General features: G+C 38.5%; 28 protein-coding genes, 2 tRNA genes and 1 riboswitch. Of the genes, 1 reads left to right on the top strand and 29 read right to left on the bottom strand.

Going from position 1 to position 26,985, the window contains the following annotated elements; translation table 11 throughout:
- Positions 1–2 precede the first annotated feature (2 nt).
- The 11 genes from rplI to BM398_RS09405 form a co-directional block, all read right to left on the bottom strand.
- Positions 3–449 (bottom strand): 50S ribosomal protein L9, encoded by a 447-nt coding sequence (gene rplI, locus BM398_RS09455; protein ID WP_026656522.1) that lies wholly within the window; start codon positions 447–449, stop codon positions 3–5.
- Positions 450–2,507: a DHH family phosphoesterase gene (locus BM398_RS09450; RefSeq protein WP_092337458.1), complete on the bottom strand. Its 2,058-nt coding sequence runs from the start codon at positions 2,505–2,507 to the stop codon at positions 450–452.
- Between the two features lie 125 nt (positions 2,508–2,632).
- Positions 2,633–4,999: a phosphoketolase family protein gene (locus tag BM398_RS09445; protein ID WP_092337457.1), complete on the bottom strand. Its 2,367-nt coding sequence runs from the start codon at positions 4,997–4,999 to the stop codon at positions 2,633–2,635.
- A 483-nt stretch (positions 5,000–5,482) separates the two neighbouring features.
- Positions 5,483–5,668 carry a hypothetical protein gene (locus tag BM398_RS09440; protein WP_139233807.1) on the bottom strand — a complete coding sequence of 62 codons (186 nt, stop codon included), beginning with the start codon at positions 5,666–5,668 and terminating at the stop codon, positions 5,483–5,485.
- Positions 5,669–5,729: 61 nt separating this feature from the next.
- Positions 5,730–6,959, bottom strand: coding sequence for a M48 family metallopeptidase (locus tag BM398_RS09435; protein WP_092337455.1), 1,230 nt, complete (start codon positions 6,957–6,959; stop codon positions 5,730–5,732).
- Positions 6,960–6,975: 16 nt separating this feature from the next.
- Positions 6,976–7,983: a hypothetical protein gene (locus tag BM398_RS09430; protein ID WP_139233806.1), complete on the bottom strand. Its 1,008-nt coding sequence runs from the start codon at positions 7,981–7,983 to the stop codon at positions 6,976–6,978.
- A gap of 35 nt (positions 7,984–8,018) precedes the next feature.
- On the bottom strand, positions 8,019–9,443 hold the full coding sequence (locus BM398_RS09425; RefSeq protein ID WP_092337453.1) for an MBOAT family O-acyltransferase: 1,425 nt from the start codon (positions 9,441–9,443) through the stop codon (positions 8,019–8,021).
- A gap of 168 nt (positions 9,444–9,611) precedes the next feature.
- Positions 9,612–10,001: a hypothetical protein gene (locus BM398_RS09420; RefSeq protein ID WP_092337452.1), complete on the bottom strand. Its 390-nt coding sequence runs from the start codon at positions 9,999–10,001 to the stop codon at positions 9,612–9,614.
- Between the two features lie 88 nt (positions 10,002–10,089).
- Positions 10,090–10,305 (bottom strand): hypothetical protein, encoded by a 216-nt coding sequence (locus BM398_RS09415; RefSeq protein ID WP_092337451.1) that lies wholly within the window; start codon positions 10,303–10,305, stop codon positions 10,090–10,092.
- 151 nt (positions 10,306–10,456) lie between these two features.
- Positions 10,457–10,630 (bottom strand): chorismate--pyruvate lyase, encoded by a 174-nt coding sequence (locus BM398_RS09410; protein WP_092337450.1) that lies wholly within the window; start codon positions 10,628–10,630, stop codon positions 10,457–10,459.
- Positions 10,631–10,698: 68 nt separating this feature from the next.
- Positions 10,699–11,340: an HAD-IA family hydrolase gene (locus BM398_RS09405; RefSeq protein ID WP_092337449.1), complete on the bottom strand. Its 642-nt coding sequence runs from the start codon at positions 11,338–11,340 to the stop codon at positions 10,699–10,701.
- A gap of 183 nt (positions 11,341–11,523) precedes the next feature.
- Here BM398_RS09405 and BM398_RS09400 point away from each other — a divergent pair, with 183 nt between their 5' ends.
- Positions 11,524–12,168: a DUF4867 family protein gene (locus BM398_RS09400; RefSeq protein ID WP_026656510.1), complete on the top strand. Its 645-nt coding sequence runs from the start codon at positions 11,524–11,526 to the stop codon at positions 12,166–12,168.
- A 67-nt stretch (positions 12,169–12,235) separates the two neighbouring features.
- Here BM398_RS09400 and BM398_RS09395 read toward each other — a convergent pair whose 3' ends face one another.
- From BM398_RS09395 to BM398_RS09310, 18 genes are all read right to left on the bottom strand, one after another.
- Positions 12,236–12,628, bottom strand: a complete 393-nt coding sequence (locus BM398_RS09395; protein ID WP_026656509.1) for a hypothetical protein — start codon at positions 12,626–12,628, stop codon at positions 12,236–12,238.
- Positions 12,612–13,196 carry a hypothetical protein gene (locus tag BM398_RS09390; protein WP_092337448.1) on the bottom strand — a complete coding sequence of 195 codons (585 nt, stop codon included), beginning with the start codon at positions 13,194–13,196 and terminating at the stop codon, positions 12,612–12,614. Before BM398_RS09390 ends, BM398_RS09395 begins: the two co-directional genes overlap by 17 nt.
- The gene (locus BM398_RS09385; RefSeq protein ID WP_092337447.1) at positions 13,189–14,163 is read right to left on the bottom strand and encodes a hypothetical protein; all 975 of its coding nucleotides are present in this window, start codon (positions 14,161–14,163) and stop codon (positions 13,189–13,191) included. The genes BM398_RS09390 and BM398_RS09385 overlap by 8 nt, the downstream gene beginning before the upstream one ends.
- Positions 14,156–17,281, bottom strand: coding sequence for a DEAD/DEAH box helicase (locus BM398_RS09380; RefSeq protein ID WP_092337446.1), 3,126 nt, complete (start codon positions 17,279–17,281; stop codon positions 14,156–14,158). Before BM398_RS09380 ends, BM398_RS09385 begins: the two co-directional genes overlap by 8 nt.
- A gap of 110 nt (positions 17,282–17,391) precedes the next feature.
- Positions 17,392–18,303, bottom strand: coding sequence for a serine/threonine-protein kinase (locus BM398_RS09375; protein ID WP_092337445.1), 912 nt, complete (start codon positions 18,301–18,303; stop codon positions 17,392–17,394).
- Positions 18,296–19,600 (bottom strand): protein kinase family protein, encoded by a 1,305-nt coding sequence (locus tag BM398_RS09370; protein ID WP_175531904.1) that lies wholly within the window; start codon positions 19,598–19,600, stop codon positions 18,296–18,298. The genes BM398_RS09375 and BM398_RS09370 overlap by 8 nt, the downstream gene beginning before the upstream one ends.
- Before the next feature lie 123 nt (positions 19,601–19,723).
- Positions 19,724–19,807, bottom strand: a riboswitch (cyclic di-GMP riboswitch).
- A gap of 108 nt (positions 19,808–19,915) precedes the next feature.
- Positions 19,916–21,193, bottom strand: coding sequence for a sensor histidine kinase (locus tag BM398_RS09365; protein ID WP_175531903.1), 1,278 nt, complete (start codon positions 21,191–21,193; stop codon positions 19,916–19,918).
- On the bottom strand, positions 21,190–21,939 hold the full coding sequence (locus BM398_RS09360) for a LytR/AlgR family response regulator transcription factor (protein ID WP_092337442.1): 750 nt from the start codon (positions 21,937–21,939) through the stop codon (positions 21,190–21,192). Before BM398_RS09360 ends, BM398_RS09365 begins: the two co-directional genes overlap by 4 nt.
- Positions 21,920–22,717 (bottom strand): ABC transporter permease, encoded by a 798-nt coding sequence (locus BM398_RS09355; RefSeq protein ID WP_175531902.1) that lies wholly within the window; start codon positions 22,715–22,717, stop codon positions 21,920–21,922. Before BM398_RS09355 ends, BM398_RS09360 begins: the two co-directional genes overlap by 20 nt.
- Positions 22,683–23,576: an ABC transporter ATP-binding protein gene (locus BM398_RS09350; RefSeq protein ID WP_092337440.1), complete on the bottom strand. Its 894-nt coding sequence runs from the start codon at positions 23,574–23,576 to the stop codon at positions 22,683–22,685. Before BM398_RS09350 ends, BM398_RS09355 begins: the two co-directional genes overlap by 35 nt.
- A gap of 160 nt (positions 23,577–23,736) precedes the next feature.
- A complete protein-coding gene (gene rpsR, locus BM398_RS09345; RefSeq protein ID WP_026489979.1) occupies positions 23,737–24,000 on the bottom strand; it encodes a 30S ribosomal protein S18 in 264 nt (87 codons plus the stop codon).
- Between the two features lie 19 nt (positions 24,001–24,019).
- Positions 24,020–24,475: a single-stranded DNA-binding protein gene (locus BM398_RS09340; RefSeq protein ID WP_092337439.1), complete on the bottom strand. Its 456-nt coding sequence runs from the start codon at positions 24,473–24,475 to the stop codon at positions 24,020–24,022.
- 19 nt (positions 24,476–24,494) lie between these two features.
- The gene (gene rpsF / locus BM398_RS09335; protein WP_026514351.1) at positions 24,495–24,782 is read right to left on the bottom strand and encodes a 30S ribosomal protein S6; all 288 of its coding nucleotides are present in this window, start codon (positions 24,780–24,782) and stop codon (positions 24,495–24,497) included.
- A 107-nt stretch (positions 24,783–24,889) separates the two neighbouring features.
- Positions 24,890–25,063, bottom strand: a complete 174-nt coding sequence (locus tag BM398_RS09330) for a DUF951 domain-containing protein (RefSeq protein WP_074461860.1) — start codon at positions 25,061–25,063, stop codon at positions 24,890–24,892.
- The gene (locus tag BM398_RS09325) at positions 25,063–25,779 is read right to left on the bottom strand and encodes an NAD-dependent protein deacylase (RefSeq protein WP_026656497.1); all 717 of its coding nucleotides are present in this window, start codon (positions 25,777–25,779) and stop codon (positions 25,063–25,065) included. The genes BM398_RS09330 and BM398_RS09325 overlap by 1 nt, the downstream gene beginning before the upstream one ends.
- 28 nt (positions 25,780–25,807) lie before the next feature.
- On the bottom strand, positions 25,808–26,716 hold the full coding sequence (locus tag BM398_RS09320) for a S1 RNA-binding domain-containing protein (protein WP_092337438.1): 909 nt from the start codon (positions 26,714–26,716) through the stop codon (positions 25,808–25,810).
- A gap of 78 nt (positions 26,717–26,794) precedes the next feature.
- A tRNA-Cys gene (locus BM398_RS09315) sits at positions 26,795–26,865 on the bottom strand.
- 27 nt (positions 26,866–26,892) lie between these two features.
- A tRNA-Glu gene (locus BM398_RS09310) sits at positions 26,893–26,964 on the bottom strand.
- Between the last annotated feature and the right edge of the window lie 21 nt (positions 26,965–26,985).

Here is a 26,985-nt window from a genome sequence, read left to right as displayed (position 1 = left end):
TCTTATTGTTCCTTTACACTCACTTTTAACACAGTAGTAACCTGAGGATGGAGTTTTACCGGAATCTCATAAGTTCCGAATGACTTTATAGGTTCCGGCATCTGAAGTTTCTTTTTATCAATATCAAATCCAAACTGAGCTTTTGCAGCTGTTACTATTTCCTTTGTGGAAACGGATCCGAATACTCTTCCGCCCTCTCCTGCTTTCATTGTGAGCTGTACTGTCTCTTTGCTTATCTTTTCGCCATATGCTTTGGCTTCATCAAGACGCTGCTGCGCCAAAATTGAATCTCTTTTCTGCTGATTCTTAAGTTCGTTAAGATTTTTCTGTGTAGCCTCTACACCGAGTTTTTTGGGAATTACAAAGTTCTTTGCGTAGCCGTCGCTGACTTTTACGATCTCACCTTTTTTACCCAAACTCTTTACGTCTTCAAGTAATATAACCTGCATTTATGACAATTCTCCTTCTTCAATCATTTTATCAATTACATCCTTAACTACATCAACAGCCTCTTCTATCGGCATTCCTTCTATCTGGCATCCCGCAGAGCTCATGTGGCCACCGCCGCCGAGTCTCTCCATGATGACCTGAACATTGACTTCGTCTATGGATCTGGCACTTACATACACTTTGTTCTGATAATCAGTGCATACAAAACTTGCTCTCACACCTTTGATGTTAAGGAGCTCATTTGCTGCCTGTGCGCCTACTATTGTAGGGCTCTGTATATCATCACTCTTCATAACAGAGATGGCATATCTGTCACGATATATCTCTGCCTGACTGACTGCATCAGCCTTAGCCTTGTACTCATTTGCATCTTCACGGAACAATTTTCTTACTCTCGTAACATCCGCTCCGTTTCTTCTAAGAAAAGCAGCCGCTTCAAATGTTCTGACACCTGTCTTGTTCATAAAGTTATTGGTATCTACCATCATTCCCGAATACAGGCTGTCAGCCTCTTCGTTGTGAATCTTGACGTTCTCTCCGATGTACTGAAGGATCTCGGAAACCATCTCACACGCAGACGATGCATACGGCTCAACATATGAAAGCGTCGCATTCTCTATAACTTCTGTTCCTGCTCTGTGATGGTCGAGAACAACTATAGTCTTACAAAATCTCAAAAGTTCCGGACACTCTGTAATGCTCGGTTTATTGACATCGACAACTACCAACACAGTATTGTTTCCGGCAATATCAATCGCCTGCTGATTGTTGATTATCATATCGTCTTCATAATCGGGATTACTCTTAAACAGATCAACAAGTGGCTGCATTGATGCTGTCACGTCGTTCAAAACTATGTGGCATTTCTTTTCCAGGGTTCTTGCAATCCTGTAAATACCGACAGATGCACCAAAACTGTCCACATCGCCCATTCTGTGTCCCATTACTATAACGGTATCTTTTCCCGAGATAATCTCGCGAAGCGCGTGAGCTTTAACTCTCGCCTTAACTCGCGTACTCTTTTCAATGGTCTGACTCTTTCCGCCGTAATAAGATGTGCTGTCTGCGCTCTTTACAACAGCCTGATCGCCGCCTCGACCAAGAGCAAGGTCTATGGCATTACGCGCAAACTCGTAGTTCTGCGCATATGAAAGACCGTCAAGGCCAAGACCGATACTAAGTGTTACAGCCATCTCATTTCCGATATTTACCGTCTTAACGTCTTCAAGAATATCAAATCGCTGCTTGATAAGTGTCTCGCAGGACTTCTTAGGCATGACAACAAAATATTTGTCTTTTTCTATCTTTTTGGATATTCCATTGCTTGATGCAATGTATTTATTGATCTTTCTGTCTATGAGAGCGGTCAAAAGAGATCTTCTTACCTCTTCTACGCTGTTCAAAGCCTCTTCATAGTTATCTATGTAGATAAGTCCTGCTGCCAGTGACTGATTATCAACTTCCTGAATGGCAAGTCTGAGTGCCGTCTCATCATACAGATAAACGGCTATAAGGCTTCCCTCATAACTCTCGGCATCTATTATGTCGCTGTTTACCGCCATCTCATGAAGAGAGATTCTCTTAAACTTGATAGTAAAGTTGCTATTCTCATAGTCTACTTTATAAGATACTTCCTCATTATCAACAGGAAACTTATCCGCCGAAATACCGGGAAAAAGGGAAAAGATAGTCTTCTTATAAAGCCCCTTCTCCATATGGACTGCTTTTTCAAATGCTGTATTTGCCCAAACGACCTTACCCGCATCATCAAGAATGGCATGTGCAAGATCAAGGTCTTTTAACAACCTTTTCTGAATCTGTCCGTACTGTGTCGCAAAACTGATAAGCTCATTCATTATGATGGGTTTGTTGTAGAAATTAAGGTACATGACCGAAACAAAATAAAATCCTGTAAATATCAAAAGAATCAGACCCGCAGAGTCGTCCACAATAAATACCGCAATATTTACAAAAAGCAACAGTACTCCCAAGTATGCCAATACTTTGAGATATGTCACTAACTTACCTTTTAGTTTAATCCTGTTTTTAGTAGCCATATTATTAGGTCCTCTTCTGCAATTCTTTGGACATTCCAATCTTTATTATAACATAAAAGGCATCTGCGACAATACGTCGCAGACGCCTCCATTATTATTTGAAATACACAGAAGAATGTGATTGATTACTTCACACCTGTCCACTTCCACTCAGCAACTTCAGGCATATCTACGCCGATGTCGTGAATGTATGTCTTATGCTCAACGAGCTTATCTCTCATCTTCTGGATGAGGAATGCGCCCTTGTTGCCGAACTGAGGCATGTTGTTAAGCATAGCGATTACAAGATCGAAACGGTCAATCTTGTTCTGAACTCTCATGTCGAAAGGAGTTGTGATTGTTCCTTCTTCATGATATCCGTAAACGTGGATGTTTCTGTTTGTTCTTGTATATGTAAGCTCATGGATAAGAGTCGGATATCCATGGAATGCAAATACAATAGGCTTATCCTTTGTAAAGATTGTATCGTACTCTACGTCTGAAAGTCCGTGAGGATGCTTGTTCTTAGGCTCCATCTTCATAAGGTCAACAACGTTTACGAAACGAACCTTAACTTCAGGCATCTCTCTGTGGAGAATATCAACTGCAGCAAGAGCCTCAAGTGTAGGTGTATCACCGCAGCATGCAAGTACGATATCAGGCTCTTCTCCTGTATCTGTTGAAGCCCAATCCCAAATGCCGATACCCTGTGTGCAGTGCTTAACAGCCTGCTCCATTGTAAGCCACTGTGGTCTGGGATGCTTACTTGCTACAATAGCATTTACGTAGTTCTTGCTCTTCAAGCAGTGATCCATTGTTGAGAGCAAGCAGTTAGCATCGGGTGGAAGGTAAAGTCTTACAACGTCTGCCTTCTTATTTGAAATATGGTCAAGGAATCCGGGATCCTGGTGTGTGAATCCGTTGTGATCCTGCTGCCATACGTTTGATGTAAGAAGGAGGTTAAGAGATGCAATAGGCTGTCTCCATGAAAGACCGTTGCAAACCTTAAGCCACTTAGCATGCTGAGCTGCCATTGAATCTATAATACGGATGAATGCTTCGTAACTAGCGAAGAATCCGTGTCTACCTGTAAGAAGGTATCCCTCGAGCCATCCTTCACACATATGCTCTGAAAGCATTGAATCCATTACACGTCCGTCTGATGCAAGGAACTGGTCTGTATCTTTGTCGATAGGGTTGTTCCAGTCACGGTTAGTAACTTCGAATACCTTGTTAAGACGGTTAGACATTGTCTCGTCAGGTCCAAAGATACGGAAGTTCTTGTGCTCATCGTTAAGCTTGAATACGTCTCTGATATATCCGCCAAGCTCGATCATATCCTGCTTCTCAACAGCGCCGGGAGCGGGAACATCGATAGCGTAATCACGGAAATCAGGAAGTCTGAGGTCGTGAAGAAGTTTACCACCGTTAGCATGAGGGTTAGCACCGATACGTCTGTCTCCCTTAGGAGCGAGCTCCTCGAGTTCAGGAATGAGACGTCCGTTCTCATCAAAGAGTTCCTCTGCATGGTAGCTCTCGAGCCATTCCTTGAGGATATCAAGGTGCTCAGGCTTATCCATCATTACAGGTACCTGGTGTGCCTGGAATGATCCCTCGATCTTGTTTCCGTCTACGAACTTAGGTCCTGTCCATCCCTTAGGAGTACGAAGAACGATCATAGGCCATACAGGTCTTGTTGTATCGCCTGTTGTTCTTGCATTCTTCTGAATAGCCTTGATCTCATCCATAACAACATCAAGAGTCTCAGCCATCTTACGATGCATTTCCTTAGGATCTGTTCCTTCAACGAAGTAAGGCTTCCAGCCGTTACCCTTGAAGAATGCCTCAAGTTCCTCGTGTGAAAGACGAGAAAGAATTGTAGGATTAGAAATCTTAAATCCGTTAAGATGAAGGATAGGAAGAACTGCTCCATCAGAAACGGGGTTAAGGAATTTGTTTGACTGCCATGATGTAGCAAGAGGTCCTGTCTCTGCTTCACCGTCACCAACTACACATGCAGCGATAAGATCAGGGTTATCAAATACTGCACCAAAAGCGTGTGCGATAGAATAACCAAGCTCACCACCCTCATGGATAGAACCGGGAGTCTCAGGAGCAACGTGGCTTGAGATACCGCCGGGGAATGAGAACTGCTTGCAAAGCTTCTGTAAACCATCCATATCACGGCTTACGTTAGGATATACTTCACTGTATGATCCCTCAAGGTATGTGTTTGCCACGAAGAAGTTTCCGCCGTGGCCGGGACCTGAGATAAGGATCATATCCTGATCATATTTGTTGATTACTCTGTTAAGGTGAACATAAATAAAGTTCTGTCCGGGTACTGTTCCCCAGTGACCTACGATTTTCTTTTTGATATGCTCCTTCTTAAGTGGTTCACGAAGAAGCGGGTTCTCAAGAAGATACAACTGTGCTGCTGCGAGATAATTAGTTGCACGCCAGTAGGCGTCCATTTTTCCTAAATACTCATCAGTAATTTCCATGTGATTCATATTATTCCTCTCCCTTTATTATTAATTACATACCGACATGATATATTGCCGATACAAAGTGCCATACCCAACCTTCTGTATATCTTTTATAAAATCTCATGTCGTTGGTATTTCTATTGTAAGATAAGCTATTTGAAGAACATTTACTATATTATTATTGCTAAATCTTTATCAATTATTGCTATTGTGAAAAAAATGTCGCATTACCGTCTCTTGAAACCCGCATGGTTATGCGTTCCGTTAATAAGATAGCAATCGTCAAAACGCAAATAATGCTTCTTGCATTTTTCAAGCCTGTTACCAAATAAAAAAGCAACAGCACTATATATCAAGTTGATACCATGCTGTCGCTTATTATTCCTTGTACAGAATTCGCCTTATTTTACCATATTTTCATAGAGTTTTTGTTATTTTATAGATATTTAATAAACGTGATTGCACACCTTGCAATCACGCTTACTCATCTAAGAACACATATTATATTTAGATATCATCAGAATCATCTGTCAAAAACAACATTTCCAAAAGCCAGTCATCATCCTTCTCTCTTTGAAGCTGTTTCTGCTTACGGTCGAACTCTTTGCGTTCCCGCTTACTCATGTTACCCACAAGATCTTTGTACTGTTTGTCCGTAAGCCGCACGTCCTTATCTCTCTTTCCAAAAAACATAACCGTCACCATCCTTTCCCCGATCACACAATGGTATACGTCATCAAAAAACTTTAAACATTCAGCCTCTGCCGGTTTGAACGCCCTCAATCGCTGTAATTCTCTGTGACAGCGTTGGATGCGAATAATCCAGCACAACCTTTACAGGATGTGGATTGATATCCGACAATGCCTCTTTATGAAGTCTCTTAAGCGAGGAAACAAGGTCATGTCCATAACCTTCTTTTGCCGCAAAAGCATCCGCCTGATACTCATGCCTTCTCGAAAGATAGTTGGATATTATATTGAGGCCATTTGAAACAGGCCAGGTTATAAATGTTACCAATATCTCCGCGAAGAAATAATTAATTCCGTCAAAACCAAACGCTGTATAAAAGCCGGGAATATTAAGCACAATCCACAATGCTATAAATACCAGCAGTATCCTTACCATAGAAAACGGAAGCGACTTAACGGTATGCTTATATTTTGCATGCGCAAATTCATGTGCAAATACAGCAACAATCTCATCATCGGTAAAATTATTGACAAGGTTGTCATCCAAAGATATGGTCTTTAATTTCCCAAATCCTGCACAGAAAGCATTCGAAGTCGTAGTTCTTCTGCTTGCATCCCTCACTACAATTTTCCTGACGCGCATCCCATATTTCTCGCAAAGTGTCAGGAGCTTACTCTTTAATTCTCCATCTTCCAACGGAGTAAATTTGTTATAAATTCTCATAAGCGGAACTATTATCAAATTCAGCACAAGCATGATAACCATCATTGCAACAGTTCCAACCAGAATTGCCATATTGCCAAAAGCCTCAAATATAAACATTGTGAGCGCTATGATAAGGAATGACATTATACCTCCAACGAGGATATTCTTTATAATATCAGCAAAAAATGTTTTCTTCGTAGACTTATTAAGACCGTACTTCTCTTCTATAACGAAAGTATCATAATACTTAAAAGGCATATCAATTAATTCAGATAATACCGTAAGCACAAATATAAAGATCAAATACTGCACATAGACATTACAACCTTCAAGCACCTTAAATCCCCATGCATATGCATTTGATATCAAAAGAATCGCCAAAAAGACAATGTCTGCTATATTCCATACGGTATAGAGTTTTCCACTCTCTGCCTTATAGTTTTTCCAGTTCGCATACTCTTTTTCATCATAAACATCTCTTACATTCTCAGGAAGTTCTCCCTTCTGATGCTTATCATTAAGATATCTGATCACTGCATCGAATCCCTTATTCAGGAAAAAAGAAATCAGAATTATTGTCTTAAGCATTATTCACTCCTTCGGGTCATGTATTCTCTTTAACATACTCTGCAATCTCTTCAAAATTTCTTTGCCACGATTCGTATCCCTTCTGTCCTCTTCTGTCCGGAATATCATATCGCCTCTTAAGTTCCTCTCCAAGATAATGGGTAAACTTATATGCCCCCCAGTAATTCAAATGCGATTCATCATTAAAATCTTTTTCAAAATCAAGTCCGATCTCACTGTAGTCATAGTTCGTACTATTAAACTGCACTCCATAATACTCAGCAATCTCTTTTAACCTATTATATACTTTTTCATCCTCCGAAGAAGTAATATACGGAGTCACGACAAGAAATAGCTCTATATCATTTTCCTGCGTATATTCAATAATCTTGGTAAGAAATATCTCAGACTTAACGGTCACACCTACACTTGCCGTCTCATCGATGACCGGCTCTTCTTGCGGCTCTCGCTTTAGATATGGCGTAAACCCTTTAAAAGTCAGCATTTTCTTCCGCACAGTAAACGGATAAAGAAAATCTTCCGCTTTAAGCGTATCAACTCTTCCATGATATGTTATAAAATCAGGAAAAATTCCGCTAATCTTGCGAGGCTCAACGCTATCAACGATCATCCCCAATTTATTAAATGAAAATCTCATTCCGTTAAGGTTCTGATTAAGCCAGGTATACTGATAATCGTCCTTAAATCTTGCCGGAGAATACAGGTCAAGTACAACAACTTTCGGCTTTTGGTATTTGCAAAATTCCCTAAGATAATAATATGTACACCAAAGCGGCTGCTCGGCAGCACTGTAATCATACGATGCTATACCCTGCTCATTCCACAAAAGTCCCGTATCTATATCGCAGTGCACATGACTCGACCCCATCATCACCACGTCAATAGTATTTCTGGGCTGATAATATAACCCTCTTGCCTGATTTATCCCATGCTCCGATTTTATACAAAACACGCCGTCCAGATACCACAAAGTAAAGACTGTCAGGCATATGAAAAAACTCTGTAAAACCCTCTTTTTTAACATATAATGCGCTACCCCACTTCAATACACAACAAAACTCAAAAATTCATATACATAAAATTACTTGCGCTATAGCCCGGTCCGTAAAGACCAAATACTATGATTGCGATTATCATCAGATAATATATCAGATACCTTACACCACAGGCATAATCCTGCAGCACGACGGGAAATGGCTTATTTTTCTTATAGCTTATTACGTCCATCAATATAACTATTGCAATAAACACCAATAAGAAATTTGTTCGAGCCGTCTCTTTGCACAATTCATTGTATTCCGCAATAAAAGTAGTTCCCGCATTTCCCGCGGTAAACATAGCTATGCAGTATTCAACGGCTGTTTTCAGTCCACTGGCTCCAAAAAATATCCACGCAAAAGAAGCGCAGCAAAAGGTAATAACGCGCCCCTTCACTACTGAAAAAGTGCTTTTAGCCTTGTCATTGCTCTTTTTCTTTCTGATTAAAACATCAATGACGGAATATATTGCGTGAAGCATTCCCCATACCAGGAAATTAAGCCCATTCCCGTGCCATATGCCGCATAAAATAAATACGATCGACACATTTATGCACTGTCTGAGCACTCCTTTCCTGTTTCCTCCAAGCGGAATATAGACATAATCCCTAAGCCACATACTAAGAGATCTGTGCCACCTGCGCCAAAAATCCGAAATATTCACAGCCATATATGGTGCCGTAAAATTCTGAACGAGATTGATTCCAAAAATTCTTGATACTCCCACAGCCAACGCCGAATATCCCGCAAAATCACAGTAAATCTGCATGGTGTACGATAACGATCCGAGCATGAGCCATAAACTGCCGCTGTCCCTGTAACCGTTAAACAGCTTAGTCACCAAAGCGCCCAAATTATCTGCGACCACGAGCTTCAAGAAATATCCGTACAATATGTATCCAAAAGCCTCGGACATTCTTTGCTCATCCAGAAATCTGACACTTTTAAGCTCTTTTACCTGTGCCACGAAATCTTCTTCTCTTTCTATGGGTCCACTTACAAATTTAGGAAAAAAGCTCATATAGAGCGCAAAGAACATGATATTCTTTTCCGCACGTATCTTACCGTTGTAAATATCAACAATATATCCTATTGCCTGGAACGCATAGTAAGAAAAACCGATCGGAATGATCAAATTTGAAAATCTCGGGATTCTGGATGAAAATTTTAGAAAAGACAATGAAAAAACCAGAAGAAATAAGCACACAAAAAGACAGACACCTGCTACCCTGTTTCTATTCTTATCTTTAAAAAACTGAATCAGTAATCCAAAAGCGTAAACAATGGCAGTTGTCACAAAAAGCACAACTACAGCTCTTCCATTAAGATGATCTATATATGAAATACTCGCCAGAAGCAGCACAAGCGGTCTTGCTTCTTTTCGAACCATAAAAAAAACTGCTATCACAGAAATCAAAAAGACAGCAGTGTACAACGAAAATGCCACAAACAATCCTCCCAACAACTAACTTGTGTTTTTTATTCTACCATTTAACGTATATGCTGTCATCCATGTACTTTTTCACGAAAAAAGGCTCCCGTTAACGCAAAAACGGAAGCCTATGTTATATATAATGCTATATTTTCATTAATCTTGCTGTTCTTCTGAATCATTTTAAGTAAATTTGATTAAAATAAACCCAAGTCCACCTGATATTACGATTGCAGCCAGCGCCGATAATAATACCGCAAAAACCTTCTGATATGGACGTTTCGCACCTTCCATTATCTTTTCATTGGGCGAAAGCGTCTCTCCCTTAGTGAATGCGATGATTTCTTTATAAGTCTGTACATTGTGTTTTTTCTTGAGTTCCTCAACCTTAAATGCGAAGTACATTCCAATCGCAGACCATATTCCATATGGAATAAGAAACCACCAACCGAGAAAGTACGCCAAGATTGGTGTCAAAACAAGCAATCCCACAAAAAAGAATGTCATCATACGGGCATAGATTGTCATCTTTCTGATATCCATCTCCGCATCTTCCGTAACAATCCGTTCCATCTTCTCAACATCTCCTTTCAACAAGTTGTCAACTGAGACACTGAATATTTCACTCAATAACAGAACGCTTTGAATATCCGGATAGCTTTTACGTCAGTCTCATGAACAGATTTACAACTCCGACAACCAACAGTATCGGGAAAGCAATGGAAAGAAGTCCGCCAACTACCAGTCCTACCAGAATAAGAGGTAAGAATATCAAAAATGTTACGACCTTGAAGACTCCCCAAGTTGCTTTAAAAGCAAATCCGATCATCCTTCCGAAGATCATAAAGAACAATATAATAAAAAGCAGTGACAACATATTTTCCACCATCCTTTCAAACATAAGTAATTGTCATCTAATGCTTGCTGATGAATATATTATATGCCGCCCTACTATTAAAATACATATTCATTGTGGAGAAAAAAACATGCCTATTTCTCTTTTTTTGCAAATTAAGAACAGCTTTTCCTCATTCTACTATCGAATACTGCATAAGCTCATACTTAAGCTTGGTCCCTTCCGCAATTCCATCGGGCAAAAGAGCTCTTGCAACAAGCTTAAGATCACTCGACTCGATATCAGTTCTGCGAAGATTCGCATAATCTCCGTCAATACTTTCAACTACATAAAACCATGTTTCCATCCGGCTTATCTCCTTTCAAATTCGATATGAAATTTCTCTATCATAGTAAAACGCGCCAACAGCTATCATTATCTCACTGCCTCGTATAGTTCATCCATACTGCTAACAATTGCGACTGCACCGGCTTTTTTCATCTCATCAATATCACCAAATCCCCATGTCACCGCAATACAAGGGATTCCAAGCTCCGCAGCTCCAAGGACATCAAAATTTGTGTCACCGACCATAACCGTATCCGACGCGTCTTCTCCTATCTTATCAAGAAGGTATCTTATGACATCGTCCTTCTTTTCCCTGCTGCCGTCCTTTGTAGATCCTGCAATCTCATCGAAATAACCGGTCATATTAAAATGCTCAAGTACTTCCAGCGCTATCGATTCAAGCTTTGAAGTCGCAACATATAACTTGAATCCTTCTTTTTTTAGTTTATTTAAAAGATCTATCATCCCGGGATAAGGTGCATTTTCAAACTTTCCAATCTTGGTATATCGTTCTCTGAATGTTGCAACCGCCCTATCCTTGTCTTTTTCCTCAACTCCGTGTTTTACAAAACTGTCACCGAGTGGTGGTCCTATAAATGTATAAAGATCGTTCTCACCAGGCGGAGTTATCTGCATCTTTTCAAATGCATATAGCGCACTCTTTATTATTCCTTCCGATGAATCAGTCAGCGTTCCGTCAAGATCAAATAATAGATTTTTATACTTCATCCAATTCCTCCCCTGTCTAAACCTTTTACACACTTTAGCACACAGCCGCTTCGAAAGTAAAGATTTATCGCTTATCTGACAACAAAAGCAACTTTTGAAAAGAAATCGCTACCAAATGATAAGATTTATCTGTAAAATAGCAATATGATTATTATTATCAATAATTCTTGAAAGGAGAAGGTTATGAAAATATATAATGTAAACGATCCTGAATTTACAAATTACGGCAGGATCATCGAGGGTTATGAAGAAGAGAAGAAGGCAATCGTGGAGGCTCTTAAGTCAAGCACTCCCGTTCCCGAGGGAACAGATTATGTTGCCGAGGAGCCTGCACTTCAGTCTCTCGCTGCAGCAACATCAATTACAAACAGCCTCTTTGGCGGTTCCGATATGCAGTTCGGATGGTGCAACGGACACAATACCAAGCTCAACTGCCTTGAGTATCACCGTTCATCAGAGATCAACCTTGGTTCAACAGATTTCATTCTTTTACTTGCTAAAAGAGAAGAAATCGTAGACTACAAGATTGATTCAAGCAAGGTTAAAGCTTTCCTTTGCCCTGCAGGCACAATGATCGAAGTTTACGCTACAGCACTTCACTATGCTCCCTGCCAGGCAAGCAAAGATTCAGGATTCCAGGTTCTTGTAGGGCTTCCTAAGGGAACCAACGTTGGCAAGCCTGAGTTCGAAGCTCGTAACCAGGAAGACCGCATGCTCACAGCAACAAACAAGTGGCTCCTTGCTCACGCAGAAGCTTCTGAAGCTGCAAACGGCGCATGGGTTGGAATCACAGGCGAGAACATCGACATCGCAGGCGATCTTAAATAATTTTGATATTACTTTGTTTAGAAAAAAGATGTTGGGGCAACACCTCAACATCTTTTTTGATGCTTAATCATTTCACCATAAACAACCATGATATAATGCAAAAAGTAATTGTATTGATCACAGATGCTTTTACCGCCGACATAGCATTACGCTTTGTTAAACCATCAACTTTTTTTCCAATTGAGAAGATCATAAGCCCAACAGCCGAAAGCAACCACACAATCAAAGAAATAATAAACATTGTCAATATAACTCTTTGCATTCCGGGAACCGTAAGCCACAACACTATTTCCATTACTACTGAAGACCAGAAAAGAAAATCTCCATTCTTTTTATAGACATCAAAAAGGCTGGATGCATCTCCCATTCGCATTTCTATCACAAACAGCCAGACAAATGCAAGAGACATCAGCTGTAATACTACACAAATAAAAGCAAAAATACTATTTAATAAACCCATTTATAAACCCTTTTATCCTTTCCAACGCATTTAGTTTTTCAATATTCGTACTGACCTCTTTTAAGATACTTCCAACCCTTTCGGTCAATACAGCGCTTGTTTTACTTACGGTCTCAAATTGTTCTTTGTGAATAACAATAAGGTCAAACGAGCCATGAAACAATCTATCCAATGGCTTCGCTATGATCTCAAGCATCAAAGAAAGAATATCTCCTGCTTTATAAATCGCCGCGAAACATATGGTGAAAATGTTTTCTAACAACGTCTGGGCTGTTATAACTCCAGATTGTACATTCGACACAACAAGAGTAATAGTCGCAACCGACAGTATAAAACCAACAACTCCAGGCTTATATGTCTTTACGCAAAACTCATAGCGAGCTTTTGCGCCTTTCTTCCATTTTTCATTTACCCTGTCACGCAAATCGCGCCATACTGCTGCGATTTCCTCTTTTGCAATTTTATCAATATATTCTTGAGGAATTTCTTCTGAACAGTACACACAATATCTGTCTATTATGCTATTTTCACGACCACACTTACATTTCCAAAAATTATTATCATCCATTGACTACGTCCCTGCTTTCATCAATGATAGAATCATTTGAATCGTTATAGTCATTACTCAAAATAATCTCTCTGATTGCATCCTCAGTAAGCTTAACTTCATTATCAAACAATTCTTTTTTCTCGAGCAGATATTCAAAGTACCGGTCTTCTCTTACAAGATACTCCTTGTTCCTCTTTGGATAATCAAACTTAATAGAATCAGATTTTGCTATAGCAATGGGTATAATATATTTTTCCCACTTCTCTTCTTTTTTTTCGAAATACGATATCGCAATAAATGGATATTCAAATTTTCTCATTTTAACAAAGAACGCTGCTCTATATCTGATTTCTTTTGATCTCAGATTACCAATTTCATTTATGGTATTTCCGTCCGTCAAATACCCTTCCTTAATGTACATCTGAAGTCGTTCTGTTATTTCTTTTTCAAGCTCAGAATCAATTACTACTGCTTCTAAAGGAAGGATATTAGGATTAATTCTGTCACTGAACGTTACCATTTTTTCTTTGGGCTGCTCAGCTTCAGCTCTAATAATTGTTCCGGTAAGTGAATCTGCCTGAATTTCACGTTTCACATCATAAAGAGCATGCTGAAACAATTTTTCTATATCTTTATTGTCTTCCAAAGTCTGCTTGCCGGCTTCCGTCAGTTCACCGGTATTTGGATTAATGTGCCCGTATGTATAAATTTCAGTTTTTAATACCTTATCCAGCATATGTATATCTATACCGGTGAGTTCATTGATAATGTTGATATCCCGTATACCTGCGGAATATAGCCTTAGCACAAGCAGTTCAACACTATCATATTCATCTACGATATATTCTTTTACGTCCGCCTCAATTATTGAGATTGGGCAAAAAAATTTACGAAAAATATCAACATCGTTTTCCTCAAACATCTCAGGGCAACATGTTCTAAATAATTTCAGATCATCATTATTGGTTAGTGAAATATCAGACATTGCTTATTCCTGTCCTCTCATAAAACTCATCAACATAGTAAAATTCACCTTTATCACTCTTAGCTTGATCAAGCACCTTTGTCATAAACTCCGAATATTTCTTTTCGCTTTGATTTGGAACCGGCTCGCCTGTTTCCTCATCAATCTTTTCATATTCACACGTAGTCAGATAATCAAAATCACCTATTATCACCAACTGAATCTGGCATCGTGTAAATGCAACATTCAATCTTCTAAGTTCTTTCAAGAAGCCAACCCTAGCCCTTGAAGGCGGAACACGCTTTGCGTCGGCGCTACGCGTGCAACTATATATGATAAGCGGTCGTTCCTGTCCCTGAAAGCTATCAAGAGATGCTGCTATACTATATACTTGATCCGGTGAAAAACCAAGATTCTCTTCCGTTATCTTCTGCCTTATAAGCCTTACCTGCTTACCGTACGCAGAGATAATACCAATCTGAGGCGTGCTCACTCCCGACTTATCGGCCTTAAACGCACTACCTGCAAGTGATGCGACAATCTTCGCTGCCATCCTTGCCTCAAGATCATTGGAATATCCACCGCCTTGCTCAGCTGTCTCAAAACGATTCCTTTCCCTGCTTGTTGAAATCGTTATAAGAGGAGTAGTCGTACCTGAAATGATAGGATTCCATCCACCCATATCATAGTGTGCATGATAATTCCCTTTATAGAACCAATCAGATATGACATCCGAAATATTACCCGGCATTCTGAACTGCTCATCCAACCTTGTCAGATTGGGAGTGTTTTCATCCTCCTTCTCAAATCTTGTAAAAAGATATTCAAAGAAACTCTTATTCAATAATTCAATCTGCTTCTCGGGAACCTCGTTATCTCTGCAAAGTTTTACAACAGCATCATTTGCTGCCGGAGGTATCTGCAAATGGTCTCCAAGCATAAGTGTTTTGGGCGCTCTGGTCATCGGCACTATAGCGTTATGAATCTGTATCTGACCACTTTCGTCAATGATGGAAACATCAAAGTTTAACTTTCTGAACTTTGGTCTTGTATTGATTCCTATACAAGTAGCACCGACAACATTTGAGTTTTCCACCAAAAGATCTGTAACAATCTCTGTTCTATGAGTTTCAATCGACTTTCCCCAATCGTCCAATGTCTTCTTCACGATAACAAGTCTTGCATATATATCAGTCAGTTTTCTTCTATAATTATCAATCTCTGTAACAGGATCAACATTATCGCTCAAAAGATAGTCTGCAGATAAAGGTTCTATCGGAAAAGGCCCTTCATTTTTCAGATCAAACTTGTAACCACTGCATTTTTGAAGTATTTCCCCATATGTTTTTTTGGCAGAAACATATTTAGCATCGGTTATTAAAGCTTTGAATTCTTCTGCACTTCTGTTGTAATCTTGTATACTTTCTATGTATCTGTCCGCTCTCTCCTTAAGCTTCTTATTCAGATATTTTGTTGTTTTATCAAGCAAAAAAATAATCGGTTTAAGAAGGAAACTCAGAAAACCTGTTTTTTTCTTTAAGGCAAAATATGCAATATCTTTACGGATTCTTAGCTCATATATACTTCTATATTTTATAAGAGCGTTGCACTTTTCATTATAAAAATCCGATAACTGCTTAAGTTTTTCTTTTTGTAAGAGTGCGCTGTCCCAGGTAGTCTTACGACAATCCGAAAAAAGTTTATAATCATCATAGACAGACTCGACATAAGCCAGCGTCTCCTTGATACCTGACATGTCTTTTAATATTCCGCTTTGGCTCATCTTGAGTTTTTCTAAATAATCCTCAGCAGTCTTTCCAACTTGCTGTTCAGGAGCATACTGCTTGCAGTTATCCTGAATCTTGTCTATGTTGCCTATTCTGATTATCCTGGCATTTTCATCTCTTCCGACTCGCTCCAATACATTATCTACGGCTGAATTATTCTGAGATGATACCAGCACTCTTTTTCCATGCTTAACAAAATATTTTACCCAATTGACTATTACAGTGGTCTTTCCTGTTCCCGGAGGTCCCAATACAAGCTGTATGTCTTTTGTCTTGATTCCTCTCTCAATAGCCAGCATCTGTGAAGCGTTTGGCTTCTGCTCTTTGCTGAGTAGTTCTGCTTTAAACTCATCCCATCCCGGAGCCTCATCTTCTTCTGCAGAAGGATGACCTTTTCTTCCAAAAAGCTTATACATATATCCGGAATCTACGGTTCCGTTTTCAATACTTTGAATTACTCTTTCTCTTACACGCTTCTGGACATCATTTATCTGCAAAAACATATGACCGTTATTTTTCACCAGAATACTATCGTCAAACTGCTCAATGAATTCGACAATAAAGCTCGTGCCATTTTCTTCATCAATACGGTCGATGATTATTCCTTTTATCTTCCTTCGGAAATCCTCGTTTATTTCTTCATTTGTCTCGATTGCAACTCTGCTTTCCGAACAATAAAGCTCACTATCGGGATCGAATGAAGATGAAAAGAATTTATACGTTTTCTTTTTTGCCTTACCTTTAACAAACTCACAATAATCGTAGTTAACGTAATTATCCTTGTATGCATCAAGCTGTTCTACCTGATCTTCATACTTTGTAAAATTCTTTATCGGTTGAATAATCTCTCTTGCGAATTTGTTGTCAACCTTAAGTTCTTCACTTCTTTCGGTACTAAAAAAATACGCATCGATACCATCGCATAGCTCTGTCAAAGCTTCCGGGGTCATTCCCCAATCCTCGGAAGTTTCTTCATTTAATGTATTCTTATAGCCATCCGCAACTATCGCGGTTCGACCTTCGGCAATAATCAAAAAAGTTCCATGATTATAGAGGTATTTCTTTTGAGCCTGAAACTCTCTTCCGGAAAAAATACTTGTAATAGAGAAGTTATTATCATCCGAACGGATTGCATTAAATTTATAATTTGCAGTCATAAAGACATAGTAATTACGGTCATCACGCACAATATGATTACATACTGTCACACAATCCGCGTTCACGATCTCATCAATTATTCCATCCCTATCCTCAGGTCTACCCGCAGCTACTCTACCTCCCATAAAGAAGCAAAGTTCTTCTTTTAAGGTAAAATAGTTAATAGGGCGAAGATTCAATATATTATTCTGCATAAGGATTCCTCATTAGTTCTGCCTCATCCGGTACGTTAATGTGAAGAGGAAACGTTTTTAGTTTTTCTTCTGAAGCTCCCAAAATTTTAATATCAAATTCATCCATAATATCAGCTATTCTTTCTTTTGAATGTGGCTCTTTGATTTTCACGATATGAAATCCTGTCAAGTCCATGTCCTGATTTCCTTTCTCTGTTAAGCGCTTCGTAGAAGGCTCTTGAATCCATATATCTATCTTTGGGATTTAAGGATAATGCTTTGCTTATCACCTTAAAAAGCCCGGGATAAAAACCTCCTCCTATGCTTGATATGTCTTTAAATGTCAACCATGAACTACCCGATCTGTCGGGCAAAACATCAACTCCGTATTCAACCGGTTCTATCCCAAACAATTCCAATGCTATCTGACCAAGTGCATATACATCTGTTGCCTGATATACAAAGTTATTGTTTGCTCCCGAAATCTGCTCAGGTGCCATATATCTTGCAGTACCTGTGCCTTTATCCGCCAGAGCAAGTCCACTTATACCATAATCCAAAATGTAAACAGAATTTCTCTTGCTTACCACAATAATGTTTTCAGGCTTGAGATCCTTATGTACAAATCCCCTCAATCCGTGAATATATGAAACAGCCTTAGCAATGTCCATTAAAAGATTATATGCTTTGTCATACCACACTTTATCTTTTCTAAGGTTAAGCCTGCTCTCCAATATTGCTCTAAGACTCTTTCCTTCAACATGCTGCATCTCGATTATTATCTTTGACTCTTTATTATCTACATAATAATTGTAGATTTTAGGCGCAAAATCCGAATGCTGCTCAAGTGCTACCTGATTGCTGATTTCCTCAAGTATTATCCTCTTTTGTTCTTTATCCTCAAAACGCATAACCTTCAAGATAACTCTTCTGTTAAGATCATTATCTATGGCTATATACACGCTTGTTCCGGCTTCCTCGTTTGTATGTACTGTCTGCTCGATTCGAAAGCTCTTTACGTTTGCAAACTCAATCTTATTCATTATCCATTTCCTCTAAAAGAATCCTGTCAAATTCTCTCATGCCCGGTATCTGTGAAAGCGAGGCCGCTCTTACTATTCCTTCTATCTCGTCAACAAAATCGTCGGAGTAGTAATCATACAAAACAGAACAATCCACCGCACCGCCTTTTTCAATTGATGTATCAAGGCATGCTAACAAAACCATTGCAAGTGAATATACATCCCCAGCTTCCCATTCTTTGTTATCGTGTTCTGATTCAAGAAGCATTCTCGGATGCGTATATACATTATTCTTTTGTCTCTGCGCAACCCACGCTCCGACTGTCTCCATGCTCTTTTCTTTATAATCAATTTTTGCTGTTTCAAAGCATCCAATCTTCGCTTCATATCCGTCTTCAAAAGAAGATACAAAAATACATGTGGGTCTTATATCCCTGTGATGAATATTTATTTTTGAAGAAGCCAGCCTGCTCAGACCATTTGCAACCTGCTCTATGATATCCAGAAGTTCATACGGTTTAATTTCTTTTGCAATCTCATCGAGTGTCTTAGTATTTTCACGTATGTTATATACCAGATATTTAAGATTGCAATACGCGCTTGTTCTTAACTCTTCACCCGCAATAATATTGTTCGAGCCCCTCATATTCTTAAAGAACTGCTGAGCTTCCATATCCCTGTCACTAAATGCTGTTTTTTCATCAGTGTTTAAAAAGGGTCTTACATATACATATGTAGAAATATTATTGTTATTCTTTCTGGCGATATATTTGAAATTACCCTCTATAGATTCGTAGGGCTTTTTCGGAATCTTTTTTATAACTTCATATTCCCCAAACGGAAGCATATCTGCTTCCATTGGTTTCATTCGCTTTTTATCGATCTTGAACAAGTTTGCAACAGACTTATAAAACAGCATTGTAAGCTTACAAGCCATTGTCACGTCTGCATGCTTACCCTTTATTTCATATTTCCGTATGCCGGATACTTCCTTTGAAATGTGTACAATTTCATTTGCCTGATTCTTGAGCTGATAAAATGAATTTATATTACATTCACCATACCAAAGCCCTCTTATACCTTTACTTTTCCCCATTATTCCTGACAGTGAATCCGGAAGATCCGTAAATCCAGCATCAAGACATAAACCGGAAAACAGTACTTCAAGTGCCTGTCTGATATTTATAATGCATGAGTCAGGATCCATGCGCGCATTTGACTCAACTGCACAACATATACTGTGAAGCTCTTTCCACGCACCAAATTCCTGAGTCTTATTATTGGGCATTCTCACCTTGATCAAAAAATCAAAAAACATCAGCTTATTTCCTCCACCACGTACTGAAATTTTCCGGTAAAAAAGAAATAGCATTACAGGGGCCACCTATAATGCTCTATTTTTAAGGTACAAAAAAAGCGATACTTCCGCATCGCTACCAAAAAAAGCAACTGGCTACCTACCCTGTTCAGCATAGGCCCTATAGCTTTGCGTCACTAGATCACTCTAGTTTTGCCATCGAAATACTATCACATAAATACACAATATGCAAGTAATTGTACAAAATTTTCTGATTGTTTTGAAATTTAACTACAATTTAATTTTCGTCAAAATATTAACGCACATCGGCAATTTTTAGACTTTTTGCCGATGTGCGTTATTTATATATAAAACAATATTTACAGTGAAATTTTTCCCATCATCACATATCTCGAAAGTCCCCTCATAACTTTCAACAGCTGACTTAATTATACCCAATCCAAGTCCATGCAAAAATTCATCTTTATCACATGTATCATCTTTCTTTGTGTACGGATTTGAAACCTGTACAATAAGAGCATTCGCGCTATAGAACATAAAACAGCTTAATATCTTATCCCCTGAATCAAGGCTCTTCAAAGCATTGATTGAATTATCAAAAAGATTTCCAAATATTTTTATGCAATCATGATATGAGATTGGTAAACCGGCCGGGATATTTATATCTTTCTTGACTGTAATTCCGTTTTGTTCGGCTGCAGAAAATTTAATGTTCAGAACTGTATCAATAGCTTCATTCCCGGTGTTAACAAAACTATTTATAGCAGATTGTTCATCTATAAGTTCCTGTAAATGATTCTGCGCTTTGTCATACTTTTTTTCTTTCAAAAAGCCTGAAATCAACTGCATATTATTCTGCATGTCGTGCTTTATTGTTCTTATGAGTTTTTGGTTTTCAGACAACTCTTCATAATACGAACGCTGCCAATTGGTTATCTTTTCATACTCTTCGTTCTGTCTTCTAACCTCATAGGATGCACTGATCAAGTCATACAAATGAATGATCATAATATTCACATACAAGACAAGAACTGCTAATGGTACCAATAGGGGTATCCTTTCTTGATTTGAGCTAATACTCAGGCTTTCGCTTAGCATGGCAATGCACGTAAATGCAATGAAACTAATGATCGGAACCGATAAAAGTTTCAGCAGAACACGCATATCAACTTTTCTGTTTTTTATAGTTTGATACCTTGCCACTATTTCAACAACAATATAAAAGCATAAATGTGGAATAAATAGAACATATCCGGAATTTAAAGAACTACCCTCAATTAAATACATCAACGTTTGCGCAAATCCGGCAAAAACTATGAGTACAGTAGCATATGCAAATTTCATTTTCTTTTCGCCTTTGTATGCACATAAAAACAGGCAACTCCAGAAAGAAAGCGAAACAAGATTGCAATATTTCAGGTCATATTTTATAAAAACAGAAAATAAAATGACGAACAGAACGCTCATCACCTTTTTTATCAGATCATATTTCTTTATTGCCTCTAATACCCTATCGTAGTAATGCAAGACAATCCAAATATCAAATAAATTTAGAAGAAAATAGAGATAGATGTTAATCTTCGCATGATTCATAGTCCAATTCTCCATTTCAAATATCTCATATGCTCTAGTTTAACGCTTTTGTGGTATTTCTTACTGATAGGCAACCTGACGCCGTTATTCAAAATAATCTCATCGGAATAAATAACTTTAACATAATCCATATTAACAATGTATGACGCATGGATTCTTACAAACCAATTGTTGTCCACCATTTTCTCAAGATCGGACATCTTTGAATAAAAAGAATAGTTTTCATCTGTTGTATAGACATTTATTTTTCGTTTATCTCCTTCAAAATACATTATGCTCTCACAGCGTAACTGTATTTTGGCTTTATCAACAGAAATGAATATATATTTTTGACTGGAATAAATATAATTTACCGCTGCATGTATTACATCTTCAAGCTTATGCGTATCTATAGGCTTATTTACAAATCTGAACGGCTGTACTTCAAACGAGCTAAAGACATAATCCGAGTATGCCGTAACGAAGATAATAACAGCTCTTTGGTCTATAGCCCTTATCTTCTTTGCAGCTTCAAGCCCATTAACTCCGGGCATCTCTATATCAAGCAGGTATATTTGGTAGAATACATTAGAATTTTTATTCAGATAATCTAAAAGACTTTCACCGGTCTCAAAGCAATCGACCTCAACATCTCTGATTCTGATGTTCTCAATAACATCTTCCATTAACGCGAGATTATCTTTGTTGTCATCACATATTGCAATCTGCATCCAGTCACCGCTTCTCTCAGAATTCTTTACTCTCAAATGATTTTGTTCCAAGCACCATAAACACTACATAGTATAGCATACATAAAAGCAATTGAATCAGCACACATTTCCCCCTCCCTGTACTGCTGATACTTAACACTTCTGTAGTCTCCAAAACATCTTCTGATAACTGATAAATATAATTCATCGGATTAATATATTTTACAAATGAATACGTCAGCACGTGATTGCATACCAAAGATGCAACAAAAGAAATCACTATCGTTATAATCGGTTTATATCTTGTCCCAATACACAATGCAAGCTGTGGAATAAAGAAAAACGTATACATATATATCAAAAGCAAAAGACATAATAAATCTGCTACATTATTTCCAAATATTTTTCCTGATGTATAAACGCTGCCGTTATTCGCGATTCCAAAATAAATAGCCAGCATTACAATAATTGTAATCACAAAGAAAACCGCAGTAATAACTTGTAACGCTAAGCTTTTACCTATAAACAAATTTCTCCTGTTCCTTATTCTCACCGTGAACAAAGAAATACTTTTATTGTCAATTTCACCTGATAACATTTGAGTTCCCAAAAAAGCTGTCACAACCGGGCCAATAAAAAGAACTGTTGTTGTTACAAGTTGCAATGTTATCCAAAATAAAGCATTCTGATTTTTTACTCCTTCATACATTTCGTTTCTCATACCGATCGCATAAATAAATCCAATGGCTACAATTACAGCAACCGCCAAGATATCATTACGCTTTAAAAATTTTAACAATTCAATTTTTATGATATGCAATATCGATATTTTCATAGCCCTTCTCCTCAAACAGATCATATAAAGATTTGCGTTCTATTTCTAAATCCAAAACGTCAATACTTAATTCTTCAAGTTTATCAAGAACCTGTTTTAAATCTTCGACTTGTTCAATCAATATATTGTTTTTATCAACTTTTACCCCTGACTTTTCAAATTCTCCTGGGTTCAACACTCGGTCACATTGGACAACATATTTTTTACTGTATTCCATCACGCCATCAAATTTCTTTTCACCGTTATCTATTAAGACCACCCGATCACATATTTCCTCAACATCTTCCAAATCATGACTTGAAAACAATATTCCCACTTTTTCATCGTGCGCTTTTTCCAGAAGGATTCTTTTAAATATATTTTTCCCTATTGGATCCAATCCTACAAACGGTTCATCCAGTATAAGAAACTCCGGATTGTTTAAAAGAGCTTGCGCCAGCCCCAACCTTTGTTTCATTCCAAAAGAAAATGCTTTTGTCTTTTCTTTTGATTTCTTTTCTAACCCAACCGCATTCAACAGATTATCTATTTTTGCTTTCGGAACTTTTCCCCCCAATGTTTTGATTAATATATCCAAATTCTCATATGCATTCATATAGGGAATAAAAGTAGGCTCAATCAGTATTCCGAATTCATTAAGCCTTGAATTGTCTTTAAGTAGCGTATCGCCTTTATAAACTATATCTCCCCCTGTAGGAAAAACATTCCCTGCAATACTGTTTAAAAGAGTAGTTTTCCCTGCTCCGTTTTTTCCTAAAAGAGCAACTATCTCCCCTGCATTAACCTTAAAATTTACACCTTTGAGCGCTTTGAAACCGCCATAATCTTTCTTTAGATTTCTGATCTCTAACAAAGACATATTCTCACCTCTGAAAATTTATATAAGAATACTATCATTAGAAATCAGCATTTATTCTGTATTGTAATTTTTGGTATTGAACCAAGTAATAAATGGCAAAAAAAGACACTTCTTAGAATCTCTTCTAAAAAGTGTCTTCAATAATTTACTTATATACTGATTACTCAGCTACGTAAGGCATAAGTGCAAGGTGTCTTGCTCTCTTGATTGCTGAAGTAAGCTCTCTCTGGTGCTTAGCGCAGTTTCCAGTGATTCTTCTGGGAAGAATCTTGCCGCTCTCAGAAACGAACTTCTTAAGCTTAGCTGTATCCTTATAATCAATTACGTTATCTTTTCCGCAAAATACACAAACTTTCTTTCTTCTGTGCATTCCGCCCTTTCTCCTCATAGGAGCATCGGATTTATCAGACTTTGTGAAAGCCATTATAATATTCCTCCTTCAATTAATTGAACGGCAGCTCCTCGTCAATTCCGTCGGGAATATTCATGAAGCCGTCGCCGGCTGCAGAAGGTGCGGGCTCTCCTTGGGGAGCAACGCCTCCAAATGATCCTCCGTTGGAGGATGCTGCATTCTTGGATTCAGCGAATTCCTGATCCTCTGCAACTACATCAGTTGTGTATACCTTAACGCCATCCTTATTGGTATAACTACCTGTCTGGATACGTCCTGTTACGATAACCTTAGTACCCTTCTTAAGATACTTCTCAGCGAACTCTCCGGCTCTGCCAAAAGCTACGATACCGATGAAATCTGCTGTCTGAGAATCCTGCTGGTCTCTTCTTGCAAATCTTCTGTCTACAGCAAGTGTATATCTTGCTACAGCCATAGGTTCATTACCCTGTGAATATCTTACGTCGGGGTCTCTTGTTAAACGTCCCATTAGTATAACTTTGTTCATATTTTTCGTCCTCTTCTATTTAAGCCTCGTTCTTAACGCATAAATATCTGATGACACCGTCCATAATACGCATGCGAGCTTCAATCTCTGCAGGAGTTGTTGCTTCGCCATCGAACTGGATGAAATAGTAGAAGCCTTCTGTCATCTTCTCGATTTCATAAGCAAGCTTCTTCTTTCCCCACTCATCAATATTGGTAATCTGACCACCATGCTTCTCGATAGTCTTCTTAACCTTCTCGATGACTGCTGTTCTGGCATCGTCTTCGATCTTTGCACTAACAACAACGGCTAATTCGTATTTGTTCATGCTATTTGTTACCTCCTTTTGGTCTCTGGCTACTTGTATCAGTCAAGCAGCAAGGAATTTATCACAGAATAATATGCTATCATATATATGTTCCAAATGCAAGCATTTTATCGTATCCCTTTAATGCTCTTTTCCAGTGTTTTCCTGGAAATCATTACCTGATGACCGCAACCAAGGCATTTGATTCGAAAGTCCGCACCCACACGCAAAACTTCCCATTCAAAACTACCGCAAGGATGTTGTTTCTTTAGTTTTATTATATTTCCAACCTGAATATCCATTAAATCTGATCCAAAATCTCCCCTATTGCGCCTTGAACTACCAGATCAGCCTGTCTATCCCTCGGTGTAGCCGACTTGTTGATAAGAACAAGCTTATTTCCCCTGTAATAGTCAATAAGTCCTGCCGCCGGATAAACAGCCAGTGAAGTTCCACCAATTATAAGGACATCAGCATTACTGATATACTCAACAGCTTTCTGCATTATCCCCATATCAAGGCCTTCTTCATACAAGACCACATCAGGCTTTATCCTGCCGCCACAACTGCATACGGGAACTCCTTCCGCGTTGGCCATGTAGTCAAAATCATAGAACTTACCGCATTTTTCGCAATAATTTCTATGCACACTACCGTGAAGTTCCAAAACTTCTTTACTGCCTGCAGCCTGGTGAAGTCCGTCAATATTCTGTGTAATAACAGCACGGAGTTTACCCTGCTTTTCAAGTTCTGCAAGCTTAAGATGCGCTTTATTGGGCTTAACACCCGTAATGAGAAGTTTATCCTTATAGAATCTAAAGAACTCTTCAGGCATTCTCATATAAAATGTATGGCTTAAAATCTGCTCCGGAGGGTACTTGTACTGCTGATGATAAAGACCGTCTTCGCTCCTGAAATCGGGAACGCCGCTCTCTGTCGATACTCCCGCACCGCCAAAAAAGACAATATTATTCGAACCGTCAACTATTTCTTTTAACTCTTTTACAGCTTCGTCCATATTATCCCCCTTCATTATTTATGTATGATCAAAAACCTGCTTTCTTAAGAAGCGCAGCCAAAGATGTTGTTGCATCTCCGTCACTTGGATATTCAATCTTTTCTTCTGTAATCTCAGTTGCAGCTATATCTTCAAGCGCTTTCATACTAAGACTAAGCTTTCCGTCTTTAATTGAAATAACTTTAACTTTAACCTTCTGTCCGACTTTAAGAACAGCTGAAGGATGTGCAATTCTGTTGTTGCAGATCTGAGAAATGTGCACAAGTCCGCTAAGTCCGTTACCCAGATCAACAAATGCACCGTAATTCTGCAAACTCTCAACTGTTCCCTCAGTAACAAGACCGACTTCTACATTAGAAACCATTTCTTTTCTCTTAAGATCAGCCTGTTCCTTGAGATAATCTTTCGCCGAAAGAACAAGTTTACCATTCTCTTCATCAGAAGTAATTACTCTAACCTTTGCAGTCTTACCGACATAATCAGCGATTTTGTCTTCTTCTACAAAAGAAAGATCAAGCTTAGATGCCGGAATAAATCCTCTTATTCCTTCAAGGAAAGCCACTGCTCCGCCTTTAACAGCTTCAGATATCTTAACATCAACATACTCACCGGATTCAAGTAATGCATTAAGCTTATCCCATGCAAGAACTTCATTTGCTCTTCTCTTGGACAAAAGAATATTTCCTTCTCCGTCGTCTGTTGAAATAACAGTAGCAGATACTTCATCTCCGACATTTATATCTCTATGTATAGAAAACTTGGGATCATCACTAAGTTCCTCAAGCCTAATTATTCCCTGAGTATAATATTTAATATCCAAAATAACTTCGGTATCATTTACACCGATAACAGTTCCGTCAATAATATCTCCTTCCTTTATCTTTCTGAAGGAGCTCTCAATCTCCTTGCTAAAATCTTTCATCGTTTCTTCTGCCATAAACTAACCTCCAAATAAATCAGATAAAAAGATTATAGCACAAAAAAACTGTGAATATTTAATACTCACAGTTTTTAGAGGTGACAGGCGGATTTGAACCGCCGCTCAAGGTGTTGCAGACCTATGCCTTACCGCTTGGCTATGTCACCAAATATGTAATTGATAATGAATCTTAGTGACTCCGACGAGAATCGAACTCGTGTTACCGCCGTGAAAGGGCGATGTCTTGACCGCTTGACCACGGAGCCATATTACAGACCGTAGTTACA

It is taken from the genome of Butyrivibrio sp. M55 (assembly GCF_900116865.1).
Taxonomy (GTDB): domain Bacteria; phylum Bacillota; class Clostridia; order Lachnospirales; family Lachnospiraceae; genus Butyrivibrio.
The sequence above is the reverse complement of the archived record's forward strand: the minus strand, read 5'-3'. Positions and strand labels throughout refer to the sequence as shown.

What these genes read in the sequence shown, in the direction of transcription:
- rplI (WP_026656522.1), bottom strand. Translation starts at nt 449, where the DNA reads ATGCAGGTTATATTACTTGAAGACGTAAAGAGTTTGGGTAAAAAAGGT.
- BM398_RS09450 (WP_092337458.1), bottom strand. Translation starts at nt 2,507, where the DNA reads ATGGCTACTAAAAACAGGATTAAACTAAAAGGTAAGTTAGTGACATAT.
- BM398_RS09445 (WP_092337457.1), bottom strand. Translation starts at nt 4,999, where the DNA reads ATGAATCACATGGAAATTACTGATGAGTATTTAGGAAAAATGGACGCC.
- BM398_RS09440 (WP_139233807.1), bottom strand. Translation starts at nt 5,668, where the DNA reads ATGTTTTTTGGAAAGAGAGATAAGGACGTGCGGCTTACGGACAAACAG.
- BM398_RS09435 (WP_092337455.1), bottom strand. Translation starts at nt 6,959, where the DNA reads ATGCTTAAGACAATAATTCTGATTTCTTTTTTCCTGAATAAGGGATTC.
- BM398_RS09430 (WP_139233806.1), bottom strand. Translation starts at nt 7,983, where the DNA reads ATGTTAAAAAAGAGGGTTTTACAGAGTTTTTTCATATGCCTGACAGTC.
- BM398_RS09420 (WP_092337452.1), bottom strand. Translation starts at nt 10,001, where the DNA reads ATGGAACGGATTGTTACGGAAGATGCGGAGATGGATATCAGAAAGATG.
- BM398_RS09415 (WP_092337451.1), bottom strand. Translation starts at nt 10,305, where the DNA reads ATGTTGTCACTGCTTTTTATTATATTGTTCTTTATGATCTTCGGAAGG.
- BM398_RS09410 (WP_092337450.1), bottom strand. Translation starts at nt 10,630, where the DNA reads ATGGAAACATGGTTTTATGTAGTTGAAAGTATTGACGGAGATTATGCG.
- BM398_RS09405 (WP_092337449.1), bottom strand. Translation starts at nt 11,340, where the DNA reads ATGAAGTATAAAAATCTATTATTTGATCTTGACGGAACGCTGACTGAT.
- BM398_RS09400 (WP_026656510.1), top strand. Translation starts at nt 11,524, where the DNA reads ATGAAAATATATAATGTAAACGATCCTGAATTTACAAATTACGGCAGG.
- BM398_RS09395 (WP_026656509.1), bottom strand. Translation starts at nt 12,628, where the DNA reads ATGGGTTTATTAAATAGTATTTTTGCTTTTATTTGTGTAGTATTACAG.
- BM398_RS09390 (WP_092337448.1), bottom strand. Translation starts at nt 13,196, where the DNA reads ATGGATGATAATAATTTTTGGAAATGTAAGTGTGGTCGTGAAAATAGC.
- BM398_RS09385 (WP_092337447.1), bottom strand. Translation starts at nt 14,163, where the DNA reads ATGTCTGATATTTCACTAACCAATAATGATGATCTGAAATTATTTAGA.
- BM398_RS09380 (WP_092337446.1), bottom strand. Translation starts at nt 17,281, where the DNA reads ATGCAGAATAATATATTGAATCTTCGCCCTATTAACTATTTTACCTTA.
- BM398_RS09375 (WP_092337445.1), bottom strand. Translation starts at nt 18,303, where the DNA reads ATGAATAAGATTGAGTTTGCAAACGTAAAGAGCTTTCGAATCGAGCAG.
- BM398_RS09370 (WP_175531904.1), bottom strand. Translation starts at nt 19,600, where the DNA reads ATGTTTTTTGATTTTTTGATCAAGGTGAGAATGCCCAATAATAAGACT.
- BM398_RS09365 (WP_175531903.1), bottom strand. Translation starts at nt 21,193, where the DNA reads ATGAATCATGCGAAGATTAACATCTATCTCTATTTTCTTCTAAATTTA.
- BM398_RS09355 (WP_175531902.1), bottom strand. Translation starts at nt 22,717, where the DNA reads ATGAAAATATCGATATTGCATATCATAAAAATTGAATTGTTAAAATTT.
- BM398_RS09350 (WP_092337440.1), bottom strand. Translation starts at nt 23,576, where the DNA reads ATGTCTTTGTTAGAGATCAGAAATCTAAAGAAAGATTATGGCGGTTTC.
- rpsR (WP_026489979.1), bottom strand. Translation starts at nt 24,000, where the DNA reads ATGGCTTTCACAAAGTCTGATAAATCCGATGCTCCTATGAGGAGAAAG.
- BM398_RS09340 (WP_092337439.1), bottom strand. Translation starts at nt 24,475, where the DNA reads ATGAACAAAGTTATACTAATGGGACGTTTAACAAGAGACCCCGACGTA.
- rpsF (WP_026514351.1), bottom strand. Translation starts at nt 24,782, where the DNA reads ATGAACAAATACGAATTAGCCGTTGTTGTTAGTGCAAAGATCGAAGAC.
- BM398_RS09330 (WP_074461860.1), bottom strand. Translation starts at nt 25,063, where the DNA reads ATGGATATTCAGGTTGGAAATATAATAAAACTAAAGAAACAACATCCT.
- BM398_RS09325 (WP_026656497.1), bottom strand. Translation starts at nt 25,779, where the DNA reads ATGGACGAAGCTGTAAAAGAGTTAAAAGAAATAGTTGACGGTTCGAAT.
- BM398_RS09320 (WP_092337438.1), bottom strand. Translation starts at nt 26,716, where the DNA reads ATGGCAGAAGAAACGATGAAAGATTTTAGCAAGGAGATTGAGAGCTCC.